The 23,461-nt window shown below is 37.6% G+C and carries 19 protein-coding genes; 5 read left to right on the plus strand and 14 right to left on the minus strand.

Annotated elements, in window-relative coordinates:
• Window positions 1–19: 19 nt before the first annotated feature.
• The 3 genes from AC1EU2_RS13530 to AC1EU2_RS13540 all read right to left on the minus strand — a co-directional run bounded on the left by AC1EU2_RS13530 (window position 20) and on the right by AC1EU2_RS13540 (window position 2,189).
• Complete coding sequence (locus tag AC1EU2_RS13530) at window positions 20–760, minus strand: HvfC family RiPP maturation protein (RefSeq protein ID WP_480298805.1); 741 nt, start codon at window positions 758–760, stop codon at window positions 20–22.
• Window positions 760–1,596 (minus strand): HvfB family MNIO-type RiPP peptide maturase, encoded by an 837-nt coding sequence (locus AC1EU2_RS13535; RefSeq protein ID WP_480298806.1) that lies wholly within the window; start codon window positions 1,594–1,596, stop codon window positions 760–762. Before AC1EU2_RS13535 ends, AC1EU2_RS13530 begins: the two co-directional genes overlap by 1 nt.
• 143 nt (window positions 1,597–1,739) lie before the next feature.
• Window positions 1,740–2,189, minus strand: coding sequence for an HvfA family oxazolone/thioamide-modified RiPP metallophore (locus tag AC1EU2_RS13540; protein WP_480298807.1), 450 nt, complete (start codon window positions 2,187–2,189; stop codon window positions 1,740–1,742).
• Window positions 2,190–2,500: 311 nt separating this feature from the next.
• Here AC1EU2_RS13540 and dusC point away from each other — a divergent pair, with 311 nt between their 5' ends.
• Entirely contained in the window at window positions 2,501–3,442 is a 942-nt protein-coding gene (dusC, locus tag AC1EU2_RS13545; protein ID WP_480298808.1) for a tRNA dihydrouridine(16) synthase DusC, read from the plus strand.
• Window positions 3,439–3,633 carry a DUF2986 domain-containing protein gene (locus tag AC1EU2_RS13550; protein ID WP_480298809.1) on the plus strand — a complete coding sequence of 65 codons (195 nt, stop codon included), beginning with the start codon at window positions 3,439–3,441 and terminating at the stop codon, window positions 3,631–3,633. Before dusC ends, AC1EU2_RS13550 begins: the two co-directional genes overlap by 4 nt.
• A 57-nt stretch (window positions 3,634–3,690) precedes the next feature.
• Here the strand turns inward: AC1EU2_RS13550 and AC1EU2_RS13555 are convergent, their stop codons facing one another.
• A complete protein-coding gene (locus AC1EU2_RS13555) occupies window positions 3,691–5,130 on the minus strand; it encodes an MATE family efflux transporter (RefSeq protein ID WP_480298810.1) in 1,440 nt (479 codons plus the stop codon).
• Between the two features lie 236 nt (window positions 5,131–5,366).
• A complete protein-coding gene (locus AC1EU2_RS13560) occupies window positions 5,367–6,200 on the minus strand; it encodes an ion transporter (protein WP_480298893.1) in 834 nt (277 codons plus the stop codon).
• Window positions 6,201–6,323: 123 nt separating this feature from the next.
• On the opposite strand from AC1EU2_RS13560, the gene AC1EU2_RS13565 reads away from it, so the two are divergent.
• Window positions 6,324–6,815, plus strand: coding sequence for a L,D-transpeptidase family protein (locus AC1EU2_RS13565; RefSeq protein ID WP_480298811.1), 492 nt, complete (start codon window positions 6,324–6,326; stop codon window positions 6,813–6,815).
• 12 nt (window positions 6,816–6,827) lie between these two features.
• Entirely contained in the window at window positions 6,828–7,391 is a 564-nt protein-coding gene (locus AC1EU2_RS13570; RefSeq protein WP_480298812.1) for a VOC family protein, read from the plus strand.
• Window positions 7,392–7,428: 37 nt separating this feature from the next.
• Here the strand turns inward: AC1EU2_RS13570 and AC1EU2_RS13575 are convergent, their stop codons facing one another.
• A complete protein-coding gene (locus tag AC1EU2_RS13575; RefSeq protein ID WP_480298813.1) occupies window positions 7,429–7,896 on the minus strand; it encodes a hypothetical protein in 468 nt (155 codons plus the stop codon).
• 183 nt (window positions 7,897–8,079) lie between these two features.
• Here AC1EU2_RS13575 and AC1EU2_RS13580 point away from each other — a divergent pair, with 183 nt between their 5' ends.
• Window positions 8,080–8,340 (plus strand): DUF5062 family protein, encoded by a 261-nt coding sequence (locus AC1EU2_RS13580; RefSeq protein ID WP_480298814.1) that lies wholly within the window; start codon window positions 8,080–8,082, stop codon window positions 8,338–8,340.
• Window positions 8,341–8,365: 25 nt separating this feature from the next.
• Here the strand turns inward: AC1EU2_RS13580 and AC1EU2_RS13585 are convergent, their stop codons facing one another.
• The 8 genes from AC1EU2_RS13585 to AC1EU2_RS13620 all read right to left on the minus strand — a co-directional run bounded on the left by AC1EU2_RS13585 (window position 8,366) and on the right by AC1EU2_RS13620 (window position 23,345).
• Entirely contained in the window at window positions 8,366–9,346 is a 981-nt protein-coding gene (locus tag AC1EU2_RS13585) for a hypothetical protein (protein WP_480298815.1), read from the minus strand.
• Between the two features lie 266 nt (window positions 9,347–9,612).
• The gene (locus tag AC1EU2_RS13590; protein ID WP_480298816.1) at window positions 9,613–11,295 is read right to left on the minus strand and encodes a hypothetical protein; all 1,683 of its coding nucleotides are present in this window, start codon (window positions 11,293–11,295) and stop codon (window positions 9,613–9,615) included.
• A gap of 159 nt (window positions 11,296–11,454) precedes the next feature.
• A complete protein-coding gene (locus AC1EU2_RS13595; protein WP_480298817.1) occupies window positions 11,455–12,483 on the minus strand; it encodes a hypothetical protein in 1,029 nt (342 codons plus the stop codon).
• Window positions 12,484–12,660: 177 nt separating this feature from the next.
• On the minus strand, window positions 12,661–15,324 hold the full coding sequence (locus tag AC1EU2_RS13600) for a hypothetical protein (RefSeq protein ID WP_480298818.1): 2,664 nt from the start codon (window positions 15,322–15,324) through the stop codon (window positions 12,661–12,663).
• Window positions 15,325–15,535: 211 nt separating this feature from the next.
• Window positions 15,536–17,479, minus strand: coding sequence for a methyl-accepting chemotaxis protein (locus AC1EU2_RS13605; protein ID WP_480298819.1), 1,944 nt, complete (start codon window positions 17,477–17,479; stop codon window positions 15,536–15,538).
• A 77-nt stretch (window positions 17,480–17,556) separates the two neighbouring features.
• The gene (locus AC1EU2_RS13610; protein WP_480298820.1) at window positions 17,557–20,991 is read right to left on the minus strand and encodes an ankyrin repeat domain-containing protein; all 3,435 of its coding nucleotides are present in this window, start codon (window positions 20,989–20,991) and stop codon (window positions 17,557–17,559) included.
• Window positions 20,992–21,156: 165 nt separating this feature from the next.
• The gene (gene galK, locus AC1EU2_RS13615) at window positions 21,157–22,302 is read right to left on the minus strand and encodes a galactokinase (RefSeq protein ID WP_480298821.1); all 1,146 of its coding nucleotides are present in this window, start codon (window positions 22,300–22,302) and stop codon (window positions 21,157–21,159) included.
• Between the two features lie 2 nt (window positions 22,303–22,304).
• Window positions 22,305–23,345 (minus strand): UDP-glucose--hexose-1-phosphate uridylyltransferase, encoded by a 1,041-nt coding sequence (locus tag AC1EU2_RS13620; protein WP_480298822.1) that lies wholly within the window; start codon window positions 23,343–23,345, stop codon window positions 22,305–22,307.
• Window positions 23,346–23,461: the final 116 nt, after the last annotated feature.

Here is a 23,461-nt window from a genome sequence, read left to right on the forward strand (position 1 = left end):
AAGACTTAAGAAATGTCTTTTAAATACTAAGTACAATTTTCTTCTCAGTCATCTGCTGCAATAACTGCAAACAGCCCTGCTCTATGTCCGCTAACTTCATTTGTGGATACATTTGATGTAACCAACTGGTAATGGCTTCGAAAGAAGTCTCTACTTCGTGGTCTATAAATGATAAAACTTGCGCAGAAAGCGGTGTCAGCTGTAAAAAGCTCACTTCCTCATCTGAATCTCTGTATACACAGTAAAACCTTGGCGACTCTAGTGGCTCAATTGGCTGATAATCAACACTAATATGCTGAACATCAAATGAGTATTGTGCCACTTTCGCTGATTCTGATAAGCATAAAGTTGAAGATTCAATATCATCAGTATTCAACGCTTTTAAGTTTCGCTGAGATTGAGCAACTGAAACAACTAACTCCAACCACTCGTAATGAGCAAGCTCAAGCATAAAGATTGGATCGTACTCTTTTAATTGATATTCAGATTGAAGAAATACTAAAAATTCTTGAGCTATCTCAACGAATATTGGTGTTTGGCAATCATGAGTAACAAAAAACTCTTGAACTAAAGTATCCCATTGCTCTTCTGTATAGAGTGTTTCTAATACTGGGAATGCATTAGAAACAAAGCCTTTAACGTTATTGAAGAACAACTCTCGGTAAACCGACATACGTCGCTGTTCAATACCTTCAGGTAAAGGGTTAGCGGGATTTTTAATGTAATCCATAAATTCATTTTGAATTTCAACAAACGACATTATGCACTCCTTTTTTGTAGTGCAATCGCTTGTTGCTGAAAGCGATGAATTTGATCGATCTCAACAAGTAATTCTTCCGTCGAAGGAATATTGAAATCACGTTCTAAAAGCGTTGGGTGAACGCCATGAATTTGATAGCAGTCTTCAAGCAGTTTCCAAACTGGTTGAATCACGTCTGCACCATGCGTATCTACGATTAAATCCACATCTTCTTCATAATGACCTGCGACATGAATGTAAGCAATACGCTCTGTTGGCATCTGCTTTAAAAACTCAGCTGCGTCATATTTATGATTCACGGAATTGACATAAATGTTATTTACATCCAGAAGCATTTTACAATCGGCTTCATTCAAAACGCCATTCACAAACTCCAGCTCTGACATTTGTGCACCCGGTGCAGCATAGAATGATACATTTTCTAGGATAAGCGGACGCTCAAGAATATCCTCAACTTGCTTAACTCTCGCAGCAGTATGCTTAATGGCTTCTTCGGTGAATGGGATTGGCATTAAGTCATACATATGCCCTGCTCCTGAGCAATAGCTTAAGTGCTCTGAGTAAACATCAATTTTATGTAAGTCCATAAACTTTTTGATATTACTTACAAACTCTACATCCAGTGCTTCTGGGCTACCAATTGACAATGAGAGTCCATGTAAAAAGAAGGTATGCTTTTCAGCGAGTTCCCTAAATTGACGCCCAAATTTACCACCAAGTGTCATCCAGTTTTCAGGTGCCACTTCAAAAAAATCAATTTGCTCAGGTGTGCTTTCACAAAGCTCATCTAACATTTCACGGCGTAAGCCTAGGCCGACCAGATTATTATTCTTCATTGTGATACCTCCAATGGCTTTGCATTATTTCGAAGATACTCTCTTAAAAGTATACCTTCGAAATAGTACAGCATATGTGTGTTAAGAAAAAGAAGGCCAGCATAAGCTGGCCTAGGTGTATGATAAGCATTTAAGCCGTGTGATTACTTAGAACCACCACACTTGCCTTCACCACACTTACCTTCTTTACCTTTGTGCTTTTTAGCGTCGCCACCACATTTGCCTTCGCCGCACTTACCTTCTTTACCTTTGTGCTTTTTAGCGTCACCGCCGCATTTGCCTTCGCCGCACTTACCTTCTTTACCTTTGTGCTTCTTAGCGTCGCCGCCGCATTTGCCTTCGCCGCACTTACCTTCTTTGTGCTTCTTAGCGTCGCCGCCGCATTTGCCTTCGCCGCACTTACCTTCTTTACCTTTGTGCTTCTTAGCGTCGCCACCACACTTACCTTCGCCACACTTACCTTCACCACCAACAAGTTGGTAGCCAGCTTTCATTTCCTCAAAGCCAAAAGAACCAGCTTGTGCAACAAATGCATGACCCATTACTACAGTACCTAGAGCCAAAGCTACAGTGGTTTTCTTAACAGTGTTCATAGTGTCTTCCCTCTTTAACGTTTAATTATGAAACTTTCTCGCATGCCGTTGTGGCATCAGTCAGTCTTGTTGAAATAGACCTAGTGTCTACAAAGTTTATTTCACAAAAGCTAATTTAATTTTGAAGTACGTCTAAAAATTACGTCAAGATCAGATAAAATTCAAAATAAAAATAATGTTTTTCATTCACATAATGAAATATTTACCTTTTCTCTACGTGAAAAACCAAATTTGAAAACTACCTTAAAAAGTTTTCTACAGGTACAATTCGCATCTCTCAACTTTTTCTAAAATAATTTAAAGGTTTTCCCGTGCGTGTAATTCTTGCCCCTATGGAGGGCGTTGTAGATGATCTAATGCGCGATATTTTATCGACGATTAACCCTTACGACCTAATGGTTACAGAATTTGTTCGAGTAGTCGATAAGCTTTTGCCTGAGCGTGTTTTCACAAAGCTATGCCCTGAACTCCTTAATAATGGACAAACTTTGGCTGGAACGCCAGTAAGAGTGCAACTATTGGGGCAACATCCTGATGTTTTAGCTGAAAATGCAACTAGAGCAATCGAGCTGGGCTCACAAGGTATTGATTTAAATTTTGGCTGCCCTGCAAAAATCGTTAATAGAAGTAAAGGTGGAGCTGTTTTACTCCAAGAGCCAGATAGAGTTCACGATATCGTCAAAGCTGTGAGAAGAGCCGTTTCTGATGAATACCCAGTCACGGCTAAAATCCGATTAGGGTTTGAAGATAAATCCAAGTATATGGAAAACTCTATCGCTATCTATGAAGCTGGTGCAAGTGAACTTGCCGTACATGCGAGAAGTAAAGCGGATGGATATAAGCCACCTGCGTATTGGGACTACATTACAGATATTAACCAGAAACTTCCGATCCCTGTTATCGCAAACGGTGAAATCTGGAACAAAGCAGATGCAATAAGATGTATGCAGCAAACCGGGTGTGATGCCGTAATGGTAGGTCGCGGAGCAATATCACTGCCTAACTTAGCTGAAGTAATAAAAACCGATAAACCAGAAATGAATTGGCAACAAGCATTAGACTTAATGCTTAGGTATACTGAAAAAGAGTTAACGGGACGAAAATCTTGTTATTATCCATCAAGGATTAAACAATGGTTCAGTTATTTAAACCGCCAATATCCAGAAGCTAAAGAGTTGTTTAGAGACTTACGTATCTTTAAAACAGCTGAAGAAATTACAGCTTGCTTATTAAAAGCGAGAGAAGAGTTATGAATAAAAGACAAAAGATTACTAAAAAAATAGCAAAAAAAGCGAAAGCAAAACAAAATAAAGTTAAGTGCGGTCAAGCTGCTGAAAACGCAAAACGCTCAGGTTATATATCGAAAGCTGAACGTGAAAAAATGGAAGCAGAGAAAGCTAAGGTCGAGAGTGAAAACACTGAAATAAGTAACACTGAAGAGTAAGTGTCAACGCTCCTAATGCTTTACTCAAAAGGGTTAGGAGCGTGCTAACCCCATAAGTTAATCTTGTTCAACTAGTTTTTCTTTATTCAGCTGTTCCATTTGCGAACATGAAGAAGATAAAGGACTTGATGATGTTGGCGTAAGTTCAAGCTCTGCTTCGTCTTCAATACTTTCTTTCAGCTCAACTTTATGAATCAGCCGATAAGCAACCCACACACCTGCAGCACCAAATATAATACCACCGACGGCTTGGCCAATTAACACACCATAAACACCGTAATATTGTGCACCGATGTACACAAATGGAATTGTTCCTAATGTGGCTTTGCCAATATTGAAAAAACTGGAATACTTTGGCTTACCTAAGTTATTAAACGATGCGTTTGCAACAAAAAGGGCACCATTAAATACAAAGGTAATCGCAATAAAAGTACAGAAAAACATCACAATATCTGCACCGTCACCTTGTAAGTCAAATCCTGAAATAATGTAGCCTTGAAGCAAAAATATGAGTATCGAAACTACAAAAATATAGGCAAAATTAAATTGCATTGCGTTAGTTAACGACAATCGAACTCTATCAAAGTTTTTGGCACCGTAATTTTGCCCTATTATTGGACCTATCGCCCCAGAAAGTGCAAATACCATCCCAAAAGCAAAAGGGATAATTCGACCTAATACTGCCCATCCCGCAACGAATGAGTCACCGAACTCAGCTATTTCACGAGTAACATAACCATTACCGATAGGTGTAGCTACATTCGTTAACATCGCAGGTAATGCAATCGCAAACACAGGTTTTAAGTCGCGTTTAAAATTATCAAGTTTAAATTGAGTACCTAGGCCATGTTTGATGAACACACCTCTTGCAGATACAACGAGCACAGCAAGACGAGCAATCACTGAAGCTGTTGCGGCCCCTTCGATACCCATAGCAAAAGTAAAAATAAAGATTGGATCCAAAATTGCGTTAACCGCACCACCAGCCAATGTCGACATCATTGACAACTTTGCATCGCCGACCGCTCTTAATGCCGCACCTAAAGCCATCGCCAAGCAAATAATTGGCATAGAAGGTAAAATGATATAAAGATAACTTTCTGCAAGCTCAGCGGTTCGCCCTGTTGCACCAATTAGTGCCACCAATTGAGGTATTAAGCTTGTAACGACAACTGCAACAACAATACTAATTATGAAGGTGATCAGACTCGCATTGAGGAGCAGCTGCTTGGCTTTATCTTTTTGTTTGGCTCCAATGGCTTTTGATACAACGGCGCCCATTGCAATCGCTAAGCCTATCCCAATAGAAGTTGTAAAAAACGTAATCGTGCCGGCGTAACCAACTGCAGCTGCAAGTTCTTCTTCGCCCAGCAAACTCAGAAAAAAGATATCCAACAGGTCGACTAAAAATAACGCTGAAATACCAATGGCAGCCGTTGACGTCATTACCCAGATATGGCGCATAATTGAGCCAGATACAAACTTTGCCTGTGGCATAAACTTCCTATAAACGTGAAAGGTGCTTCGCAAGTCTTAAACTTGCCGTTAACTTTGGAGACTCTATCCCAAATAAGTGAATTAATCGAACCCGATTATCAAATTGACAATTTTTGATACAAAGATCTGAACCCGCAGGGTTTTGAATCACAATTTCAGGGCGAACTCCAACATAATTTGATTGTAAACTTTCATCAGGGAGTGATGGCTAGTAATTAAAGTATTTACCCTCACCATCAAATCTCTTGCTGTAATTCGGCTCCACACTCAAAACAATAATTAGCTTCTGGGTCATGGCCTGAAGTCGAGCAGTTGCTGCAACGCCTTAAGTCTCGCTGTCTACCCATCTCATTCGAAATCTCAGCGGTTAAAATACCTGTTGGTATCGCAATTATGGAATATCCCAATAACATCGTTAAAGAAGCAATGCCTTGCCCAAGCGCTGTATGTGGTGTGATGTCACCATATCCTACAGTCGTGATAGTAACAATGGTCCAATAAATCGATTTAGGAATTGAAGAAAAACCATTTTCAGGGCCTTCAATCACATACATGATTGAGCCTAAAACCATTATGATTAAACTTACTGAAAAGAAAAAAATAAACACTTTACGAGATGAGTGAACCATTGCTTTTAACAACAGATTCCCCTCACTCAAGTAACGCAAGAGTTTGAGCACCCGAAAGACTCTAAACAACCTAAATACTCTGATCATCAGCGCAAACTGTGCACCTGGAAACAACAAAATCAAGAAGCTTGGCAATATCGCCAGTAAATCAACGATACCGTAGAAGCTACGAGCGTATAATAAAGGATTGGCACTTGAATAAAGCCTAAGAATGTATTCAACAGTAAAAAGAAACGTAAACCCCCACTCTAGGATACGAATAACTTCCCCATACTCTTGATGCACTTCGACAATGGTATCTAACAAGATTAAAAAGACACTAGCGATAATACAGACAATTAAGCCAATATCAAAAAATCGCCCAGAGGTTGTATCAGTTCCAAAAATCACACTTCGAATAAATGCTCTCGAACCGGAATCATTTTTTTGTTGTTCCACAATAAGTAAGCTGATCAATTTTAGATAACTTAGGGTAACGCTTATATAATGTCACTTTCAATGCTCAGTTGTGAAACAGACACATTTAAGTGATACTTTAATTTTATTGTCTACTTAGTAATGTATATGGTCTCTTTCCGCTGTCTTACATCGATATTTTTTCTTTTTTTCTCTATTTCGGTGTTTTCAATGCCACAAGCCGACTTAGTTGTCGTTAAGAAATCCTTACGCGAGATGACTCTCTTCAAGAACGGAAAAAAGATTAAAACCTTCCATATTGCGATGGGCGAGAACCCAAAATCACATAAAGTCAAAGAAGGCGATGAGCGAACTCCTGAAGGAAGATACATTTTAGACTATAAAAAGCCAGACAGTGCGTTCTATCGCTCAATTCATATTTCATATCCAAATGAAGCTGATATACTCGCCGCTAAAGCAAAAGGAGTAAATCCTGGAGGTTTGATCATGATACACGGTCAAGATCCTGAATCGAATCTCAGTCAAAAAGAACGCCAAAGATACAACTGGACAAATGGCTGTATTGCAGTCACTAACAAAGAAATGGACGAACTTTGGCAAGTCATTGAACCTGGCACTCCAATCGAAATTTGGCCTTAATATACGCATAAAATGAATACTGAACTTTTACTCACTCAAAGTTGGGATGACTTTGTTTTAAAAATTAATAACTTCATGGATGAGTTAGGGATCGAGAAAGATGAGTTTGAATGTGATCATGCCGCTATACGAGTAAACTCTCAGAAGCAGGCTGATCAATTAAGAGCGTTTTTCGAAGCCAAAGGAAAAGTAATTTCTGAAAATGTTATCAACGGTCGCCCAATCTTAATCATTGAGTTAAACGAGCCGTTAATGCTAAATCACACTCAAGTGCCTTATGTTGAGTTACCTTACCCAAGTGAAAAAACATACCCTTCCGAAGGCTGGGAACACATCGAATTAGTCATCCCGGGTAAAGCAAGAACGATTGAATCTCTTATTGAATCATCAATTACTTCTATGCCTAAAATTGAAAAAGCAATCAACGGACAGCTGGCGGATATAAAATTAAAACTGAGCAGTCCAAAAGGTGAGAAAGAACGTTTACCAAACCCAACCATTGCACTTAAAAAAGCTGACATCTGCGTGAAACTTCATAGCCATTCAATCAAAGCAATCATTGAAAGTGAATTCTAAAAATAGTGTTCAGCTAAACTTAAAAGGGTGATTCACATTACTCTTTTAAGTTTTGTAGCCGTTTAATCTCATTTTCAAATATTCTAATTTCAGTATCTGCACCCTCAACTACAGCCGTCATTTCTTGAGAAAGGCTTGATTGCCAAGTCGCACCTGCCAAGTTGTTTTGAGCTCGCTCTTTGTTTGATTTTAGCTTTAAAAGCTTGCTGTCACGATCCGCTTTTACCTTTTCTATTTGCGCTTTTAAATGAGCGACTCTTAAATCAACATTTTCGTCATTAATGTGTTTTGATATTTGCTGCTGAATATCTAAAGTTTCTTTTTTAGTTGGCGCATTGTCATTTTTGATCACATTTTTAGGGACAACAGTAATTTTTAATGCCTTATCAGAACAAGGCTTATCTGAAAATATCAGTTCGCCATTGCTCTCACACTTGTAAACTGACGTTGGTGATGCATTGACAGTCATCACCAAAATACTGAATAAAAAATAATTCCATTTCATTAGACAACCTCCATATTTAAACCTTAATATAGAGCCACATAATGACATTAAAAACAATCTCTAAAAATTGAACTTACTGCATTGATGTTCAGTGATATTTTATGTCAGTATTAACCGTTAGGTAAATTCAAATCGTTTTAAAACGAAACGGTTCATTCCCTTTAAACCATTGGAGCTACATGCATGAAGAAGCAGAAAAATGAACCACAACTACTGAAATTAGCCATTCAAATTGGCGAAGGTTATGCGGTAAAACGTGGGTTTGCTTCTTTTGGGAAAGGCACGTCAGAAAGAGAAAAAGTTGAATGTGTATACCGTTTACTTGTGCAAGATAAACTCGTGCAACCTTTAGCCAAAGATAAAGAAGACGGCTTAAATATGAAACATAAGCTCGTGCTTTGGATTACTAAACAACTACCTGATAAACACCCTTTGTTGGAATAGCTCAAATATTCACTCATACAAAACTTTACGAGTTTTGAGAACTAAAACCACGCAGGAACTCTGCGGTTTCTTGCCGATTTTTATGAAAAACATCGGCAGCATTAAATGCAGCTGCAATTTTATCAAGACTCAATAGCATGATTGGCTGTATTGATTTAGGAAAAATATCTATCTCAATTGATGAAGAGCTACAATCAGAATTACAACCTCTACCTCTATACAAATCTAAAGCAGTATCTAATTTTTCTAAAATATTTTCAGTTAAGAACTTGGCATCCTCTTCTAAATCACTTAAAGCATTTCTATCCTTCTTATGGAATACTTTATTATTTGAAACACTATATTCCTGTTCGCCCTCTTCAATCACAAAATTCGCAGGCCTATTTGATTCATCTAGTTCCATAGTTTTTTTTTCTAACTCAAGGGCTATTTGCTCTATCTTCTTAGCTTTCATTTTAGCAGTAAAAGCTGGCCCTTCACCTTCTTCACTTTCATAACAACAGGAGACCCATTCTCTAAGTCGTAATAGTATTTCGAAATCAGTTAAGACTTCTCTTTCAATTTTTGCCGCTAAAGGCGAGTCACTTTCAGAGGCTTCATCATATTTTTGTTCAAGCCCAATTAAATCTTCATCGAGCTCTTTGAGGTGTTCGGCCTGACTGTTACATAAAATATTATCTTCGGTTAATACAAGCTCAGCCCTTTCGATCAATTCCATATTTTTTAATGATTTACCTTTTAATAAAGGATAATGAACTACTTCCGGATCTTGAACGGAGTATTGTTGACCAATATTTTGGAGCGTTACACTTTGAGCAATTTCTGGAGGCTCACTTAAAAACTGCTCGACGATAGCACCGTGATTATCAGTTGAACTTGTCTGTATAACGTTATGCCCACCAACAACCTGAGTATCATCAGAAGATAACTCTTCAAGTTCAATATTAATCTGGCCTGAAGCTAGGCCTTGCGAATTTGAACTATCTAAACGGTTCGACCAACTCATAGTTTGTTCTCAAAAATGTTTTTTTATAAGTTTAAACAATAAAAACGGAATTAGGGATGAAAATAGATTAATTTTTATACACCCAAGGAATTAATTAGTCTTGTTGTACGAACTAGGTATATAGCTTATATTGATTCTGGAGTTTCAGTCTGAACTTAGGGCTATTACCAGTAAGGGATAAGGAAGCGAGCCTTTAATCAAAGTACAAATTTGAAACATCATTAATTTCTACTTAGCTATAACGACTATAACTGAGGCTAGTAAGTTTATTTAGCTCGGCTTTTTCTTTTTTCTTGTAGCTCAATTCTACTTTTTTGTGCTTTGTATTCTTGTTCAGTGCGAAGACGCTCGAAATTTAGTATTGTTTCAAAAATAATTGCTTGTACCTCTAAAGGAAAACCGCTTAAATAAACTGAATCAGCTTTGATTTCGCTTACTGAGCCCTCTCTCGTTTCACTGGTCTTATAAGCATCAGCCCAAAGAGCTTTTGTAATGACGCTGTATGCCTTCTGCATAAGCTTTTTAATAACTTTATCCTTTATATCTGCATCACTTTCATCGAAACCATCAAAAAATGAAAAAGCTTTTTCAGGCGTAAAATGAACCGTTAATTTACTAAGGCGCTTTGCATCTCCCAGTTTTAGTTTTCTAAATGGTGTAGAGCTGTTTATATTCTCATGTAGCCAATTTCTCAAACCTATTAAAGTAGTAATTTCTCTCTCTAAATCTTCTACAAGGCTTTCACTTGTTGCTCCGTTATCTATTGTAGGTGCAGTTGCGAAGGCAGCTTTAAGGGGGTGAGATTGCAATTGGGAATACTTCTCAACTCTACTTATTAATTGCAAATCAATTGAAGTCGAAATTTCTAACTCTTCTTTTGATAAAGCTCTACCAATATTTTCAAGTCGGCCGGAAAATTGAACTAAACCTAAACTCTTCAGTTTTGACTCTAAATCAGAACTTTCTTTTACTTCTTTTTTATTTCTATCAGCCTCTATTGGAGTAGATAAAGTTACTTCAGGAGGTACGAGCCCTTCTTCTTGCCTGCTCCATATTGCTCCAGTAAAACCCTTCCCTCCTAGTGACTCTTTAACACTCCCTTCTCCCCCCTCTTTGACAGAAGCCTCTCTATATTTTTTAGGAAAAGCCAATTTATCTCGCTGATGAAGCTTACATAGTTCAATTAATGCCCCAGCAATTACGCTTCTAGACGAAACAAAAAATTTGTTTAAATTTAAATCTTCTGAAGAAAGCACCATATAATCACTGAGCAAGTCAGAGTCAAAAGCACTTTCAACCAACTGAATTGATTCATTAAAACATTCACAAGGTGTTTTATCTATCCCTTCCGGCCTGTTTGATTTATCGAGCTTAAATGCTTGCTCAACACTCCCTTCAGGCTTGAACTTAATTCCGCGGGGCCATAGTTTTCTATGTCGTTTTTCTATATCTTTAGGAGTTGAATATTCAGAATCATTACATGTTTTACTTACACTCTCTATAAACCAATCTCTAAATGCTAATAAAAGCTCAAATTCTAATTTTTTACCTTCAGCTGACTCTTCCTTCTTCATATAAATTCCCTCTTCAACTTCAAGTATCTGCTCCGAAATTTCCTGCAGTTTCTTGTCAATTTTAGCAACGTTACCTTGATATCTTTTTGGTAAATGTGCACAACTTTTGTATCTAAGGGAGGCTGCTCCAAGAAATGATTTTGGTTTTACTTCTTCTACTGCTTGATACTTTTGTATAGAAGTAGAGTCTATTGGTTCACTTTGGGGTTTAGCTGTAAAAAAATCTTGTTGTTGTTTATTTTTTCCATCCGAAACAGATGGAGAAACGACAGCTCCTTTCAATGTCATTTCGCTTTTCGCTTGTTCTTGTAATGGTTTCACTTCCATGGCTGCTGGAAAGTGTGCTTTTTCTGAAGACGAGGTTGGTGAAGCCATTAAATTACCTATGTTGATAACTCTATAGGATTAATTTTAATTGATAGAGATTAATTAAAGGTTTACTCTGGCTTAAATTAATTTAATGTGGACTTAGGCCTAACACAAAAGTTACAAGGAGTTGGTTATTTAATAGTTATTGAATTATGAAAGACTTACTTATTGTTCGCTTAGTAAGTCTGCTAACATCCTTTTCTTTCGTACTGAATAGTATTTTTCTGCGGTTATCGGGGTAGATTTAACAGTTGGCTGAATTGGGCTTTGTTCAACTACAACTTTTGCGAGTTGGTGTGTAATTTCCTTACTGTAAAGTTCTGCACTTTCTCCTAGAGAATCCAAAGCCTTAATTAATTCATCAAGGTCAGCCTGTTCTTTTTGTTCTTCTAGCTTTTGTTTTGAAATACTTTCAAACTTAACTAACTCATTAAAAATAACTACTTGGATGTCCTTTGGGAAGATTGAAAGACCTATAAGGTTTGAATTTATTTGAACATTATCATTGGTGTGGTTTTCTCCCAAAATTTTCAAAACCTCAGAACTAACTTGATTTAAATGACCGATTAATGAGTCATCAAAACCTGTTAATTCTCCATTACTATCCGTAGCAAAATCACACTCATCAACTTCTCTTTTTAGGGTGAATTTTCTTTCTTTGACATCTAAACTTTCAAGTCCTTTACTCTCTTCCATGAAAGCATTGTATTTATCTATAAGCCAGCGTCTAAACCCTACAAGTATTTCAAACTGAATAAACAATTCATTTTCTTTCGTACCTTGACGAGCATCAAGATAATGCAAAGAATCATCCAGCTTTGATAGCTCATCATCAACATTCTGGATAGACTCAATAAAAGGCTTATAACAACAGCTTATTTCTTTTAGTTCAGTTTGTCTTTTTGATGATAAGTCACCTTTAAGTATTGGTGGTTGTGCAACAGATAGAGCTTTGAGCGCAAGTGCCTTTTCTTTTCCTTCTGTTCCAAGAGGTATTTTAGATCTAACTTTCAATTCATATGTATGAAAATATAGGACTGATATTTCGTGCTCGTTACTTTTACTCGGAAAGCACCCAAAATCTTTAATAAACATATCATCAGTTTGCCCTGCTGGTTTTTGTTTAATATTGGAAGGCTCCGTTGCCGTTATAGGGTTGCAGTGGACAACCATACTCAATAGAGAAGAAGACACAGTTACCTCATTTTTTAATTAATCACTCTAATCATTGTAAGTGACCTTTGATATTAGTGAGCTTAATTTTTGTTCACTGTTAAATTAAAGATAATTTTAGAATGAGGTTATTAAGATAGAAGAATATCAAGTGTTAGTTATATAAATTGATATTTCAAAGGTGTGTTTATAACTAGTTTAGATATGATTATGTTTGGTCTCAAAAGTATCGACTAATTGCGCTTTCCATTCGGCACGTTCTGCTTCATCAATAGCCATTCCAATAGAGCTATCTAGGTACTCTCTCAGAGACACTTTTGAGCCGAAGAAGTAAACTTCAGGGTTCTTATCTCTATTTTCATTGAGCATTCGTTTAAATAATTCCAAGTTTTTAGCTCTGAAGATACATGTCCAAATATCATCGCTCTTACTAAAATGTCCTTTAAAATCGAACTTTAGTGCTTTCATCATTTGCCAAGCGGCTTCTGTTTCGCCTTTATCGATTGCGTATTCCAGTGCCCTTTTACCAGAGACTTGTGCTTCCTGCATTATTTTTGGCGTTATTTTTTCATCGAAAATTGGCTTGCTTTCATTGGAGCTACTTAATCCCACCAATTTGAAAAACTTTGTAAACAACTCTTTAAAAAAGCCTCTAACCATTGACACTTTAAACGCATTTGAACCTGTTAACTCAGCTTCTTTGTTAATAAAATACCGAGTCATTGTCTCGTTTCCTTTATTATGAGCCTGTTTAGCAGGGCTTTGATCTTTTTGTAGTTCATGTAATACATCTTCTCTTTTCAGGATCCCTTTAGTAAATAACACTTCAGTTGCTTCCGTATCGGTATGCTCTAACACACTTTCAAAAATTCCTGATAACGGAATTTGAGCTGCTTGCACTTCTACCCAGCCATCGAAACTTTTAACTTCAGGTTCACTTACAGCGGTTTTTTCTAATGTATCTCCTTTACCTTCTGAATCAGTAATACTAGTTACATCAACTTTTTCTTGTAATTTACGACTCGCTTCGACCGATTTGATAGGATCTAACTCAACTACGACTCCCATAGAGTATTTTTCTATAGCATCAAGATCTCTTTCTTTCAGAGCTTTCTTTAGAAGTTTTGCTACTTCTTCTGGCGTTTTTTGGGGTTCAGGTGACTCGTCTAATCTGTTTCCTTCAGTTGTAGGTGTCGCAACGGGTATCGGAGCTTCACTTCGCTCCTTTTCATCACTCGCCCCATCAGGTTTAGGGAGTACTGTAGGACTTTCGGTTGACTCCACTACATTTACACTAACTTCTTGTGCAACTTCATCAGCCCCTTCACCTTGAAAATCAGCTTGTAACGGCTCCTCATTAGGTTTATCTTCAGTGAGTAATTCCTCTTTTCCTGCCTGAGCAGTTTGAACTTCACTATCCTCTGTACCTTGATTTTCTATTCCAACGTCAACGGTTTTAACTGCTTCTTTAGGACGTTCAGGTCTTCCTGGAGGTGCTGCTTCGACTAATAGAGATCCCGAAATATCACTACCCCCCACTTTTATTCTTGTACGAATACTTGAATACACCCTATCTTCAGGCGGCTGTCTTGAATAATCCTCTTTATAATCTCTAGTACTTCTATTTAAGGTCTGAACAGTTTTGAATCGTTGCTTTTGTGTTGGGGGAACAGCTGGCGGACGTATTAAAGAGTCTGTCGTAGTGTTCAACTGAGAGCTTGAATTAGTTTTACCTGATTTGTTTGAATTGACAGTAGGTTGTTCATATGCCATGCCCACGGCACCAGCAGGAAGGTTTTCATATTTTTCAGCAGTAGCTTCATCATTAAGTAGCTCATTAGCTTCTGGGTATACGGCTTCTGTCGAACTATCCTCTGTTAGTAAACTGGCTCTAACTTCTTGATCTTGCATTTCTAAGTTTACATGCTTACTTGGTTTCAATGTTGCTAATAGTTGTAAACCAGTTAATTTACCAGTTTTCTTTATGCATGAAGGAGTATCGTCACTGACCACATATAATTCAAAATCTCTATTACCTTTCACAACCTCCTGACGCTGAGCAAGTTTGTCCTCAATTAAATCGTGAAGTAAATAAAAAACTGTTTCATGAATACCATTAGGAAAATTAACGCCTAAACTCGCTAATCCTACTTGAGCTTCAGTTGAACCACTTGCTTGACTTCTGGCTGCATGTGTTAGGCGTTCTTCACCAGTATCCAAACATTGAGATACAGTTATGTCATCGTCATTTACGCCAACGTCACCACAGTATTCAGCTTTTTTAACACATAACCGGAAATCACTTCTGCATTGTTCAGCGGTATACCTGACAGGAACAAACTTTCCCTCAGGGAGCGGCTTTTCAGAACTATGCTTTATTTGTCTATAGCGATTAATAACCCAATCACGACATTGTAATAAAATATCAAGTTCTAACCTTCGTGTTCTGTTTTCCGCTTGCTCAGGGTCATTGCTCACTTCCCACTCACAAATTTGTTGATCAATACGTGCGATATGATCATCCAGCACTTCAACGGATGATTGTTGGTGTAAATATAACTGTTTAGCTCGAGAGGCTGGAAAGTCGTTTCTAGATGTATCATAAACTACTTGAGATCTATCTTTTAATTTACGAACACGACTGACAGCATCTTGTTCTTTGAGCATCCGAGCTATTTTGGGTTCATAACCTCTCTTATTACTTTGTCCAGTTTGCGTGAAGTTTAATTCTTTTGGGCGTTTTGAGGGGGTACTGTCGTTTTCGAGAGCCTTCCTTTTTGAATGAAATTTATGCACCTTCTTTGATGGCTGGCGTCCATCGACATTAAACCCTCCTAGCTCTGAAGACGCACCAGCACTCATCACAGCTGGTCTTTGCGCAGCTGTGTCTATGTGTTTTCTAATTTGAGGACTGGTATTAACTTCCATCGATAAAAAATAGTAAAATGAATCTATCTTCTAATTTTATCTAACTCTAATGAATAGAGAGTGAATGCAAAGTTAATCTTTATTTAAATTTCTAAAAATAAATAGACTGTCAGCCATAGCTAATAATAAAAAGAAGCATAGAGTACTAAACCCTAAACCCACTAATTTGTTCAGATAACTTTTTCGCATCTATTGCTAATAACTCACCAACTTGAGTTGCCGACTGAGCTGATTTGAGAGCAACCGTAGCGCCACTTTCAATCGCTTGAGTGTTTTCATCAACTTGAGTTGTAGCTTGTCGTTGTTCAGATACAATACCTGCAATTTGCGCACTCAATTGAACAACTTCAGAGACTCTTCTTGTGACGTTTGCGATGGTCTCGCTCACTTCATTAGCTTGTTCAACGCCTTCATTGGCTTGCTGCGAACCAGAGTTCATAGTTTCTACTGCTTTTGATGTTGCTGATTGAACTAATTCAATCATGCGACGAATCTCATCAGTCGATGATGCAGTTCTACTTGCTAATGTTCTCACTTCATCTGCAACAACCGCAAAACCACGACCTTGTTCACCAGCTCGAGCGGCCTCAATAGCAGCATTAAGTGCTAATAAATTTGTTTGTTCTGCAATCTCATGGATGACATCAACCACCTTACCAATGTCATCAGCATGCTGGGCTAATTGATTTATTGCTTCTGCACCAGCCTGAACTTCTTGCGCAATATGATTAATCCCTTCAACCGTGTTCAAAATCACTTTTTGCCCTTGATTGACATCTTCTTGAGCTGAAACGGTAATATTCGTTGCTTGCTGTGTGTTTTGGTCAACCGTATTAACTGATGCTACAAGCTGACTTACTGCGGTTGCCACAACGTGTGTTTCTTGCTGTTGATTCGTTAAGTTTGTTTCGACATCCATTGTCGCAACCTGGACTTGTTGGCTTGCGTCCACCACTTCATGACTTAGTTCTTGAACTCCACTGATCAATTCACGCATATTGCGCAACATTTGATTAAACGCGCCCGCAATCTCTTTAAACTCATCTTTACTTTGCATAGCAAGATCGGTAGTTAAATCACCACCAGCTACAAGGGTAGTTGCTTTGTGGATAGATGCGATATTTTGGCTGATAGCCTTATAAGCCGATAAAAAGAAGTAAAGACTCAGTAGCACTACAGAACCAACAAATGAAATAACAAAGTACATATGGTCTTGCTGAAGCTCAACCTTACTGTTAAGACTCTGACTGAGCAACTTACTCGCAAGTTTGTCTAGCTCTAAAATAGATTTTTGTTGAACACGTACTAAAGAATTAAATTCTGACAATGTTATTTGGAAGCTATCTGGATCAATAAGGCTGCTTTGGATTCTTTCAATTAATGTTTGAGTACTCTGCTTTGCTTTTTTCGCCGCAGACAACCAATTCGAGTCATGACTTAGCACTTCTGACAATTTCTGTGCTTGTTTATCTTGCAATAACAATAGTTCTGACAACCTCTTATTTACTGCAACTAACTGAGTATAAGTTTCAGGAGTAAAGCGTTGAGCTGTTAAAATGTTTTTAGCAACCTGTATGTCTAAAGAACTAAACTCAATAACATCAGGGATCCTATTAACATATAAATTAGCGAGATAAAAATCCTGTGGATCTGAATCTAAAGTTAAACCACTCTCTGCTGCTATCGCTTGTTTAAACTCGGAAAGTAAATTTGATAACTGAGTAACGTCGTCTGCATTACCTGAAAACGTAGAAATGGCAGATTCAAGTTCGATATACTGAGTTTGACTTCTTGGATACTTAAAAGACGATGCTTGCCAAAATGAAAGCGTCGAACGCAATTGACTTTTATTAACTCTTAGTGAGCTTCTAAGGTTTAAAATTTTTGTTTGCAACGGCCTGAGTTGCTCTATCTGCTGCTTTCCGTCTAACTTATTAACCAGTATTCCTCTCTCATGTAGCTGTTGTTCAACAATCCAACATGCACCAAACATCAGAGGAATAAGCGTAACGGTGGCAAGTAAAGAGAATTTTCGTTTAAAACAAAGACGGTTAAACAAATTTATTCCGAATGAAAACAAAGTTGGCATGAATAGAACCCCAAAAGAAAACTGCTTAATGAGACCTGTTATGAATCTCTTTTATTTCTTGTTATATCGACAGTTTCTCATAAAAGTTTACTAAATAGTGCCTTATTTTTTTCTTCTGAGGTTACTTCTTCTTTTAATTCGGCTCCATTTTTTTCAATCGTTCCTTGAGCTATGAACATATCTTCTTTTTCTGATTCAAAATTTTCTACATGGGTTTGTTTTGAGTCTGGTAATACTTCGTGATAAGCCTTACCTGATTCGAGCTCAAGCCCTTGATTATCAACCGTTGTCGAAAGCATGAGTGCGCTTTTTAACTCTGACTTAAAACTGGTGGTTAGGGTTTGATTCAAATCAGGTAAAACATTATATGAAAGTTCATCTGGTTGAGCTTCTTGCTGATTATGCTTTAAGTATGATGTTGAGGAAAATTCTGCAATTTCGAGTTCTTTATCAGAGTCTAAATGAGGAAAAACTAAAGTAACTATATTTTCAGGGTCTGTTGGTACAACTTTGCAAGCCTCGGAATTAGAGCGTATTTCCTCAGTAGTTTCAGTTGGGTCAAAATCTGATAATAAAGTACTACAACCTTCTTTATACTTCGTATCAGACGCTAACTTTAATTTTCTTGATAACGTTGATGAAACTGCCGGAGTGACGTCTAAGACCTTAAGACTATTATCAACTTCAACACTTTTTTCAACAGGTGATTCTGCACATTTTGCTGTTTTAGATGTCGAATACTCAGGATGCTCCATTGGAATTGAAGCTGGTTCTCTAGCTTCTAGTTGACAAGCACTAACACCCAACATTGACAAAGTTTGCCCCCGATCTCGTTTATGAGCTTTATTTTGAGACATAACAGAATCTGCATTTATTGTTAAAAGCTCTACTTCGGTATCTTCAGAACTACCATCACTCAAGCTTTCTTTACTATCCGTGCTAGACGTTTTATCTACTTCAGTTTTTTGTTGGCTTTGCCTACTTGTTGTAGCTGGGACTCTCTCTCTATATTTTTTCCCTAATAGTTCAGCTCTGTCTTCGCATAATTTTTCAAATGATACATCCTCTGTCTCAGCCTCCTGTGCTAAACGTTGTATTTTCGACTGTAATAGGAAAAGCTCATCAATGTTAGTTGCATCGAATGACTTATCATCTTCTATTAAATACTCAAAAACCCCTTTCTCTCGAGTTGCAATTGCTGAAAACAGTGGCTTATTATCATTTTCATCAACGAGATCACAAGATACTCCCGCATCTAGCATTAACTCACATGCAAAACGATTGTTTGTCGCTGCTGCTTTATGTAATAGAGATGTCTGATTTTTAGACCCATTAATGAGTTTTGCTACAGCATGATTTCTATACATCATACGGTCAAAATACATAGGCATTGTTTGAGACCAAGTATCAACCAGTGACTCTAAGATCTGGAGAGTTTCATGGGGGCTTAAACCATCAACAACCGACTTCCAGATCCCCTGCGCATCATGTTCCGAATTACGGCACCAATATACAGCAAATGCAACTCTCAGTTCATTAGGCATTCTAAGCCCTTTCTTGTTCAAACTCTCGGTACGAAGATCAAACTTTGCTCCTCGCTTTATAAGTTGAAATAGAGCTTTACATTGAAGATCAATTTTTTCAGTATCTACTTTTGAAACTAAATAACTAATGGCCGATTTTTTGGATCGTCCCTGTTGCATAATAGATTCAGCCTCCATACAGTTACAAAGTAAACTGACCATATAAAAGTCACCAGATTTAGCAGCTATAATTAACGCAGTATTTTGTTGATGATCTGTCACTCCAAAATCAACTTTTGCTGAAACACCTTCAGAGCAAAAATGTTCAATCATCTCCCACCTTTCATGCGTTACGGCTAATATAATTGGGGCTAAAGCACTTCGCTTATTATCAGGTAAGTTATATTCTAATGCTTCATTTCGAGTCATTTTCCAGAACAACTCCCAGTCAGAATCTTCACATACGGCGCCGAGTAACGTCGTATTTCTATAGGGAAGAAATACATTACAATCGATCTTCCTACTCACTAAACTTTTTAAATACCCAGCATATTTTCGTTCCTGGTATAAAAAGCAAATGAATTGATCAGTGAATGATCTTGGAAACAATTTTGGATCATCCAGTACCGCGCAATAAACTTCATGAAGAAGGTTTCGACGCTGACCACTAAAAAGCAGTTCGAAAAATTTTTTATCTTTAGCAATATCTTGTGCTTGATTAAGCACTAGCCAACGAATAAAGTTTGCGCATCTATCTCGAACTTTCTCATCAAAAGTCTGAAAAAGACACTTAGAAATAGTGCCATACTTCTTAATAATGTCAGTAATCAGTGTATCTTTTTCTAATTCTGTTAGATTATCTAAACTTTCCTTTTCACCCATAAAAAAACTAATTTTATGGCAATTCAATTTCTCTACTGCCAGTTGAAATATTGTTTTTCCATTTTTATCTTTTAAACCAATTAATTTTGCTCTTACATATGCTTCAAGGAACTCAACCCTTGAGCTATTTAACAATAACTGTTGAATACTGACACTTTGCCTGCCTAAATCTTTTAGAGAATCAGCAGGGATTGTCTTTATCGCTAGTTCAAATGCAAAACTATCTCTCATAGTCATCAATTGATTTAATAAATCTGCGATAAATCGAACCTTGTGACATCTTTTTAAAATTAATCCTCCTAATTTACGTTCATCTTTCTTATTCCGATTATCAAGAAGTTTGATTATTAAAGACGGAGTAACAAGCTTTTCTAGCTCTGCAATAACGTTCATACATTGAGCATTAGGTTTATGCTCAATAGCTACTAACAAACGCATCAAAGTATTGTAATCCTTTTGCTCTATAGCCTCTTTAAATTGCCCCCTTTCAAGTGCAAAAGTTTCAGACAATTTGGCTCCAGAATTTTCATTCACTACCGTTTCAGCTGCAACCATATACCCTTTATTAAAAAGATAATCTAACGACGTATAACCTTTATTATCAGGTCGGTTAATTGGTGCCCCCCATTTCGCAGAATGAGTTACCCAAAAAGCCATATATTTGTTATTTTCTTTTAAATGTTCAGCAGAAACATGAGCTAAGCTCTTGCCATCCTTATTCAAACATTTAACAAGCAACTCATAATCGGCTGTTTTATCTAAATCAAGAAAGTCATCAAGTTTTTTATCACGTGAAGATGCTTCTACTTTAAAAAATGCTTTTTCTATAATGGTAAGCTTGGAAGTCACGTCATCTATTGTCTGACGCTCGAAATTAGGTAATAAATGTTCTGTAGCAGGTATGTATTCACACGGTGCTTTTTGGTGAAATTGTTCAAAAGACCAATTCACATCTTTGCGAATAACTCGATAATAAATAGGTTGATTACTGGAGTCTAAAGTTTCTAAAACCTTACCTTCTAATCGCATTAATTGATAATAGGAATATTGATTCCACTCAGTTTGTGGAACTAAGTAACTATCAACTGGAGGGCAATTAGTGGCCATAACAAGTTTCTAAGATATGACTAGAAAATCAATTATAGCGTCTATAAATTAATAACTTCCTTTTTGAACAGAAGTTAATTTATTCTTAACTTTATCTTTTGGAAGATAAATTAGCGCTTCCACTCTTCGGAGATAAAAGCACTTTAAACGATTAGTTCTAACTTATTAAAAATGTTTTCTAAATGCTCCAGAAGTAAGCTTGCAAATGTAAAATGAAGCAGATAACTTATACTCTTCCTGATACGCCTCGGTTACATCCAACATCAATTGATCAGCACGTTGTTCCGGTATAATTGCCACTACACAGCCGCCAAAGCCACCGCCAGTCATACGAGCACCTCCATCTCCACCAAGCTTTTCGTTTAAGAAATCAGCTAAAAAATCCATTTCAGGCGTTGTTACTTCAAAGTCATCTTTCAATGATTGATGAGATTCAATCATGAGTTTACTTAAACGAGTGACATCACTATCAAGTAAACATTTTAATGCTTCCTGAGTTCTATTATTTTCAGTGATCACATGTCGAGCACGACGAAAAAGAGTAGAGTCTAGGGCACTTTCTTGCTCTTCAAGCTCAGTAAGTGATACATCTCGCAACGCTTTACGATTAAAGTGTTTTGCGACACTCTCGCACTGTTCACGCCTTAAGTTATATTCACTATCAACAAGTCCACGCTTGACGTTAGAATTTACTATTAAAATGGCCATTCCCGCTGGCAATGGCGCATCTTTAAAAGTTAGTGTGCGACAATCCAATAGCATCGCATGATTTTCTTTTCCCATTGCAGATATTAGTTGATCCATAATTCCACAACTACAACCAACAAAATTGTTTTCAGCAGCTTGACCGATTAGTGCCGCCTTAACACCACCCATCGGTAATTCGTACAATTCTGAAAATGCTTTGATAACCGCAATTTCAAAACTCGCAGAGGAACTCAGACCCGCCCCTTGAGGAACATTACCCGTAACCATTAACTCTGCGCCATTAATTTGGGGAAACTCCACGAGTAGCATTTTCAAAACGCCACGTACATAGTTACTCCAACTATGCTGAGTATCAAACTCAATATTACTCAGAGAGAAAGTAACTTGCTCTTGGTTAATGTCATAGGCAACAACTTTTACTTCGTTGTCTTCTCGTTTACTTGCTGCGATATCTGTACCAAAATTAATCGCTGCAGGTAAAACAAAGCCATCATTATAGTCAGTATGATCACCAATCAAATTTACACGCCCTGGTGCATGACAAACAATACTGGCGGCGTGTTTATAATGAGCTTCAAATAGACCTTGAACTTTGTTATTCATTTTTATTGTTCCGTATAATGTTTTTCACTGCATGATCTTAGTTTTTCTGCGGCTTGCTCTGCCGTTAAATCTCTTTGAGATTCCGCCATCATTTCGTACCCGACCATAAATTTACGCACAGTGGCACTTCTCAACAGCGGAGGGAAAAAACTCGCATGTAACGTCCATTCTGGGTGCTCTTCATCATCAAAGGGGGCGCCATGCCAACCCATTGAATATGGGAAAGAGCAATTGAACAGGTTGTCATATCGGATAGTGATTTGTTGAATGATATCTGCTAATGCTTGTTTAGCTTCGCCAGTGATGTCTGTCATTCGGTTAACTGGAAATCTGGGTAAAACCAAGGTTTCGAAAGGCCATTGAGCCCAGTATGGAACGACCACGAGCCAATGGCTATTTTCAACTACGACACGCTCTTTACTTTCAATCTCCCTCTTCACGTAATCATTAAGTAAATTAGAGCCATGCTTTTCAAAATAAGCTTTTTGAGCATTGTGTTTTTTAGTCACTAATGTTGGTAGATGGTTTTGAGCCCATACTTGACCATGTGGATGCGGATTAGAACACCCCATCATTGACCCTTTATTCTCAAACACCTGAACCCATAAGTACTTTTCGCCGAGCTCTGCATATTGTTGCTGCCAAGTAGTTACGACTTCAGCGATGGCAGGCAAACTCATTTGCGGTAACGTTTTACTGTGATCCGGAGAAAAACAAATGACTCGACTTTCACCTTGTTCAACTTCCATTTTAAATAAAGGATCATCTTCACTATACCTTGGAGAATCTGTTCTTAAAGCGGCAAAATCATTGGTAAAAACGTAGGTAGATTTATAGTTTTCGTTTATCTCACCGTTGATACGAGTATTACCTGCGCACAAAAAACATTCGGAGTCATAAGCAGATCGAACCTCAAAATCTGGGGTTTCAACTTGTCCTTGCCAAGGACGCTTAGCACGGTGAGGCGAGACTAAAACCCACTCATCTAACAAAGGGTTATAGCGACGATGCGGATGCTCTGTAGGGTCAAAAGCGTTTGTCATTTCATTATCCATGAGTCATTTTACTGAAATTAGTGTAAACGCTTACATCAAGTAAAATCAAGGAGTTTAGCTTGCAATTTGCACACTAAAAAAAGATACTTAAGTTAAGATAAAGA

Source organism: Parashewanella sp. 2304DJ23-3 (assembly GCF_056591695.1).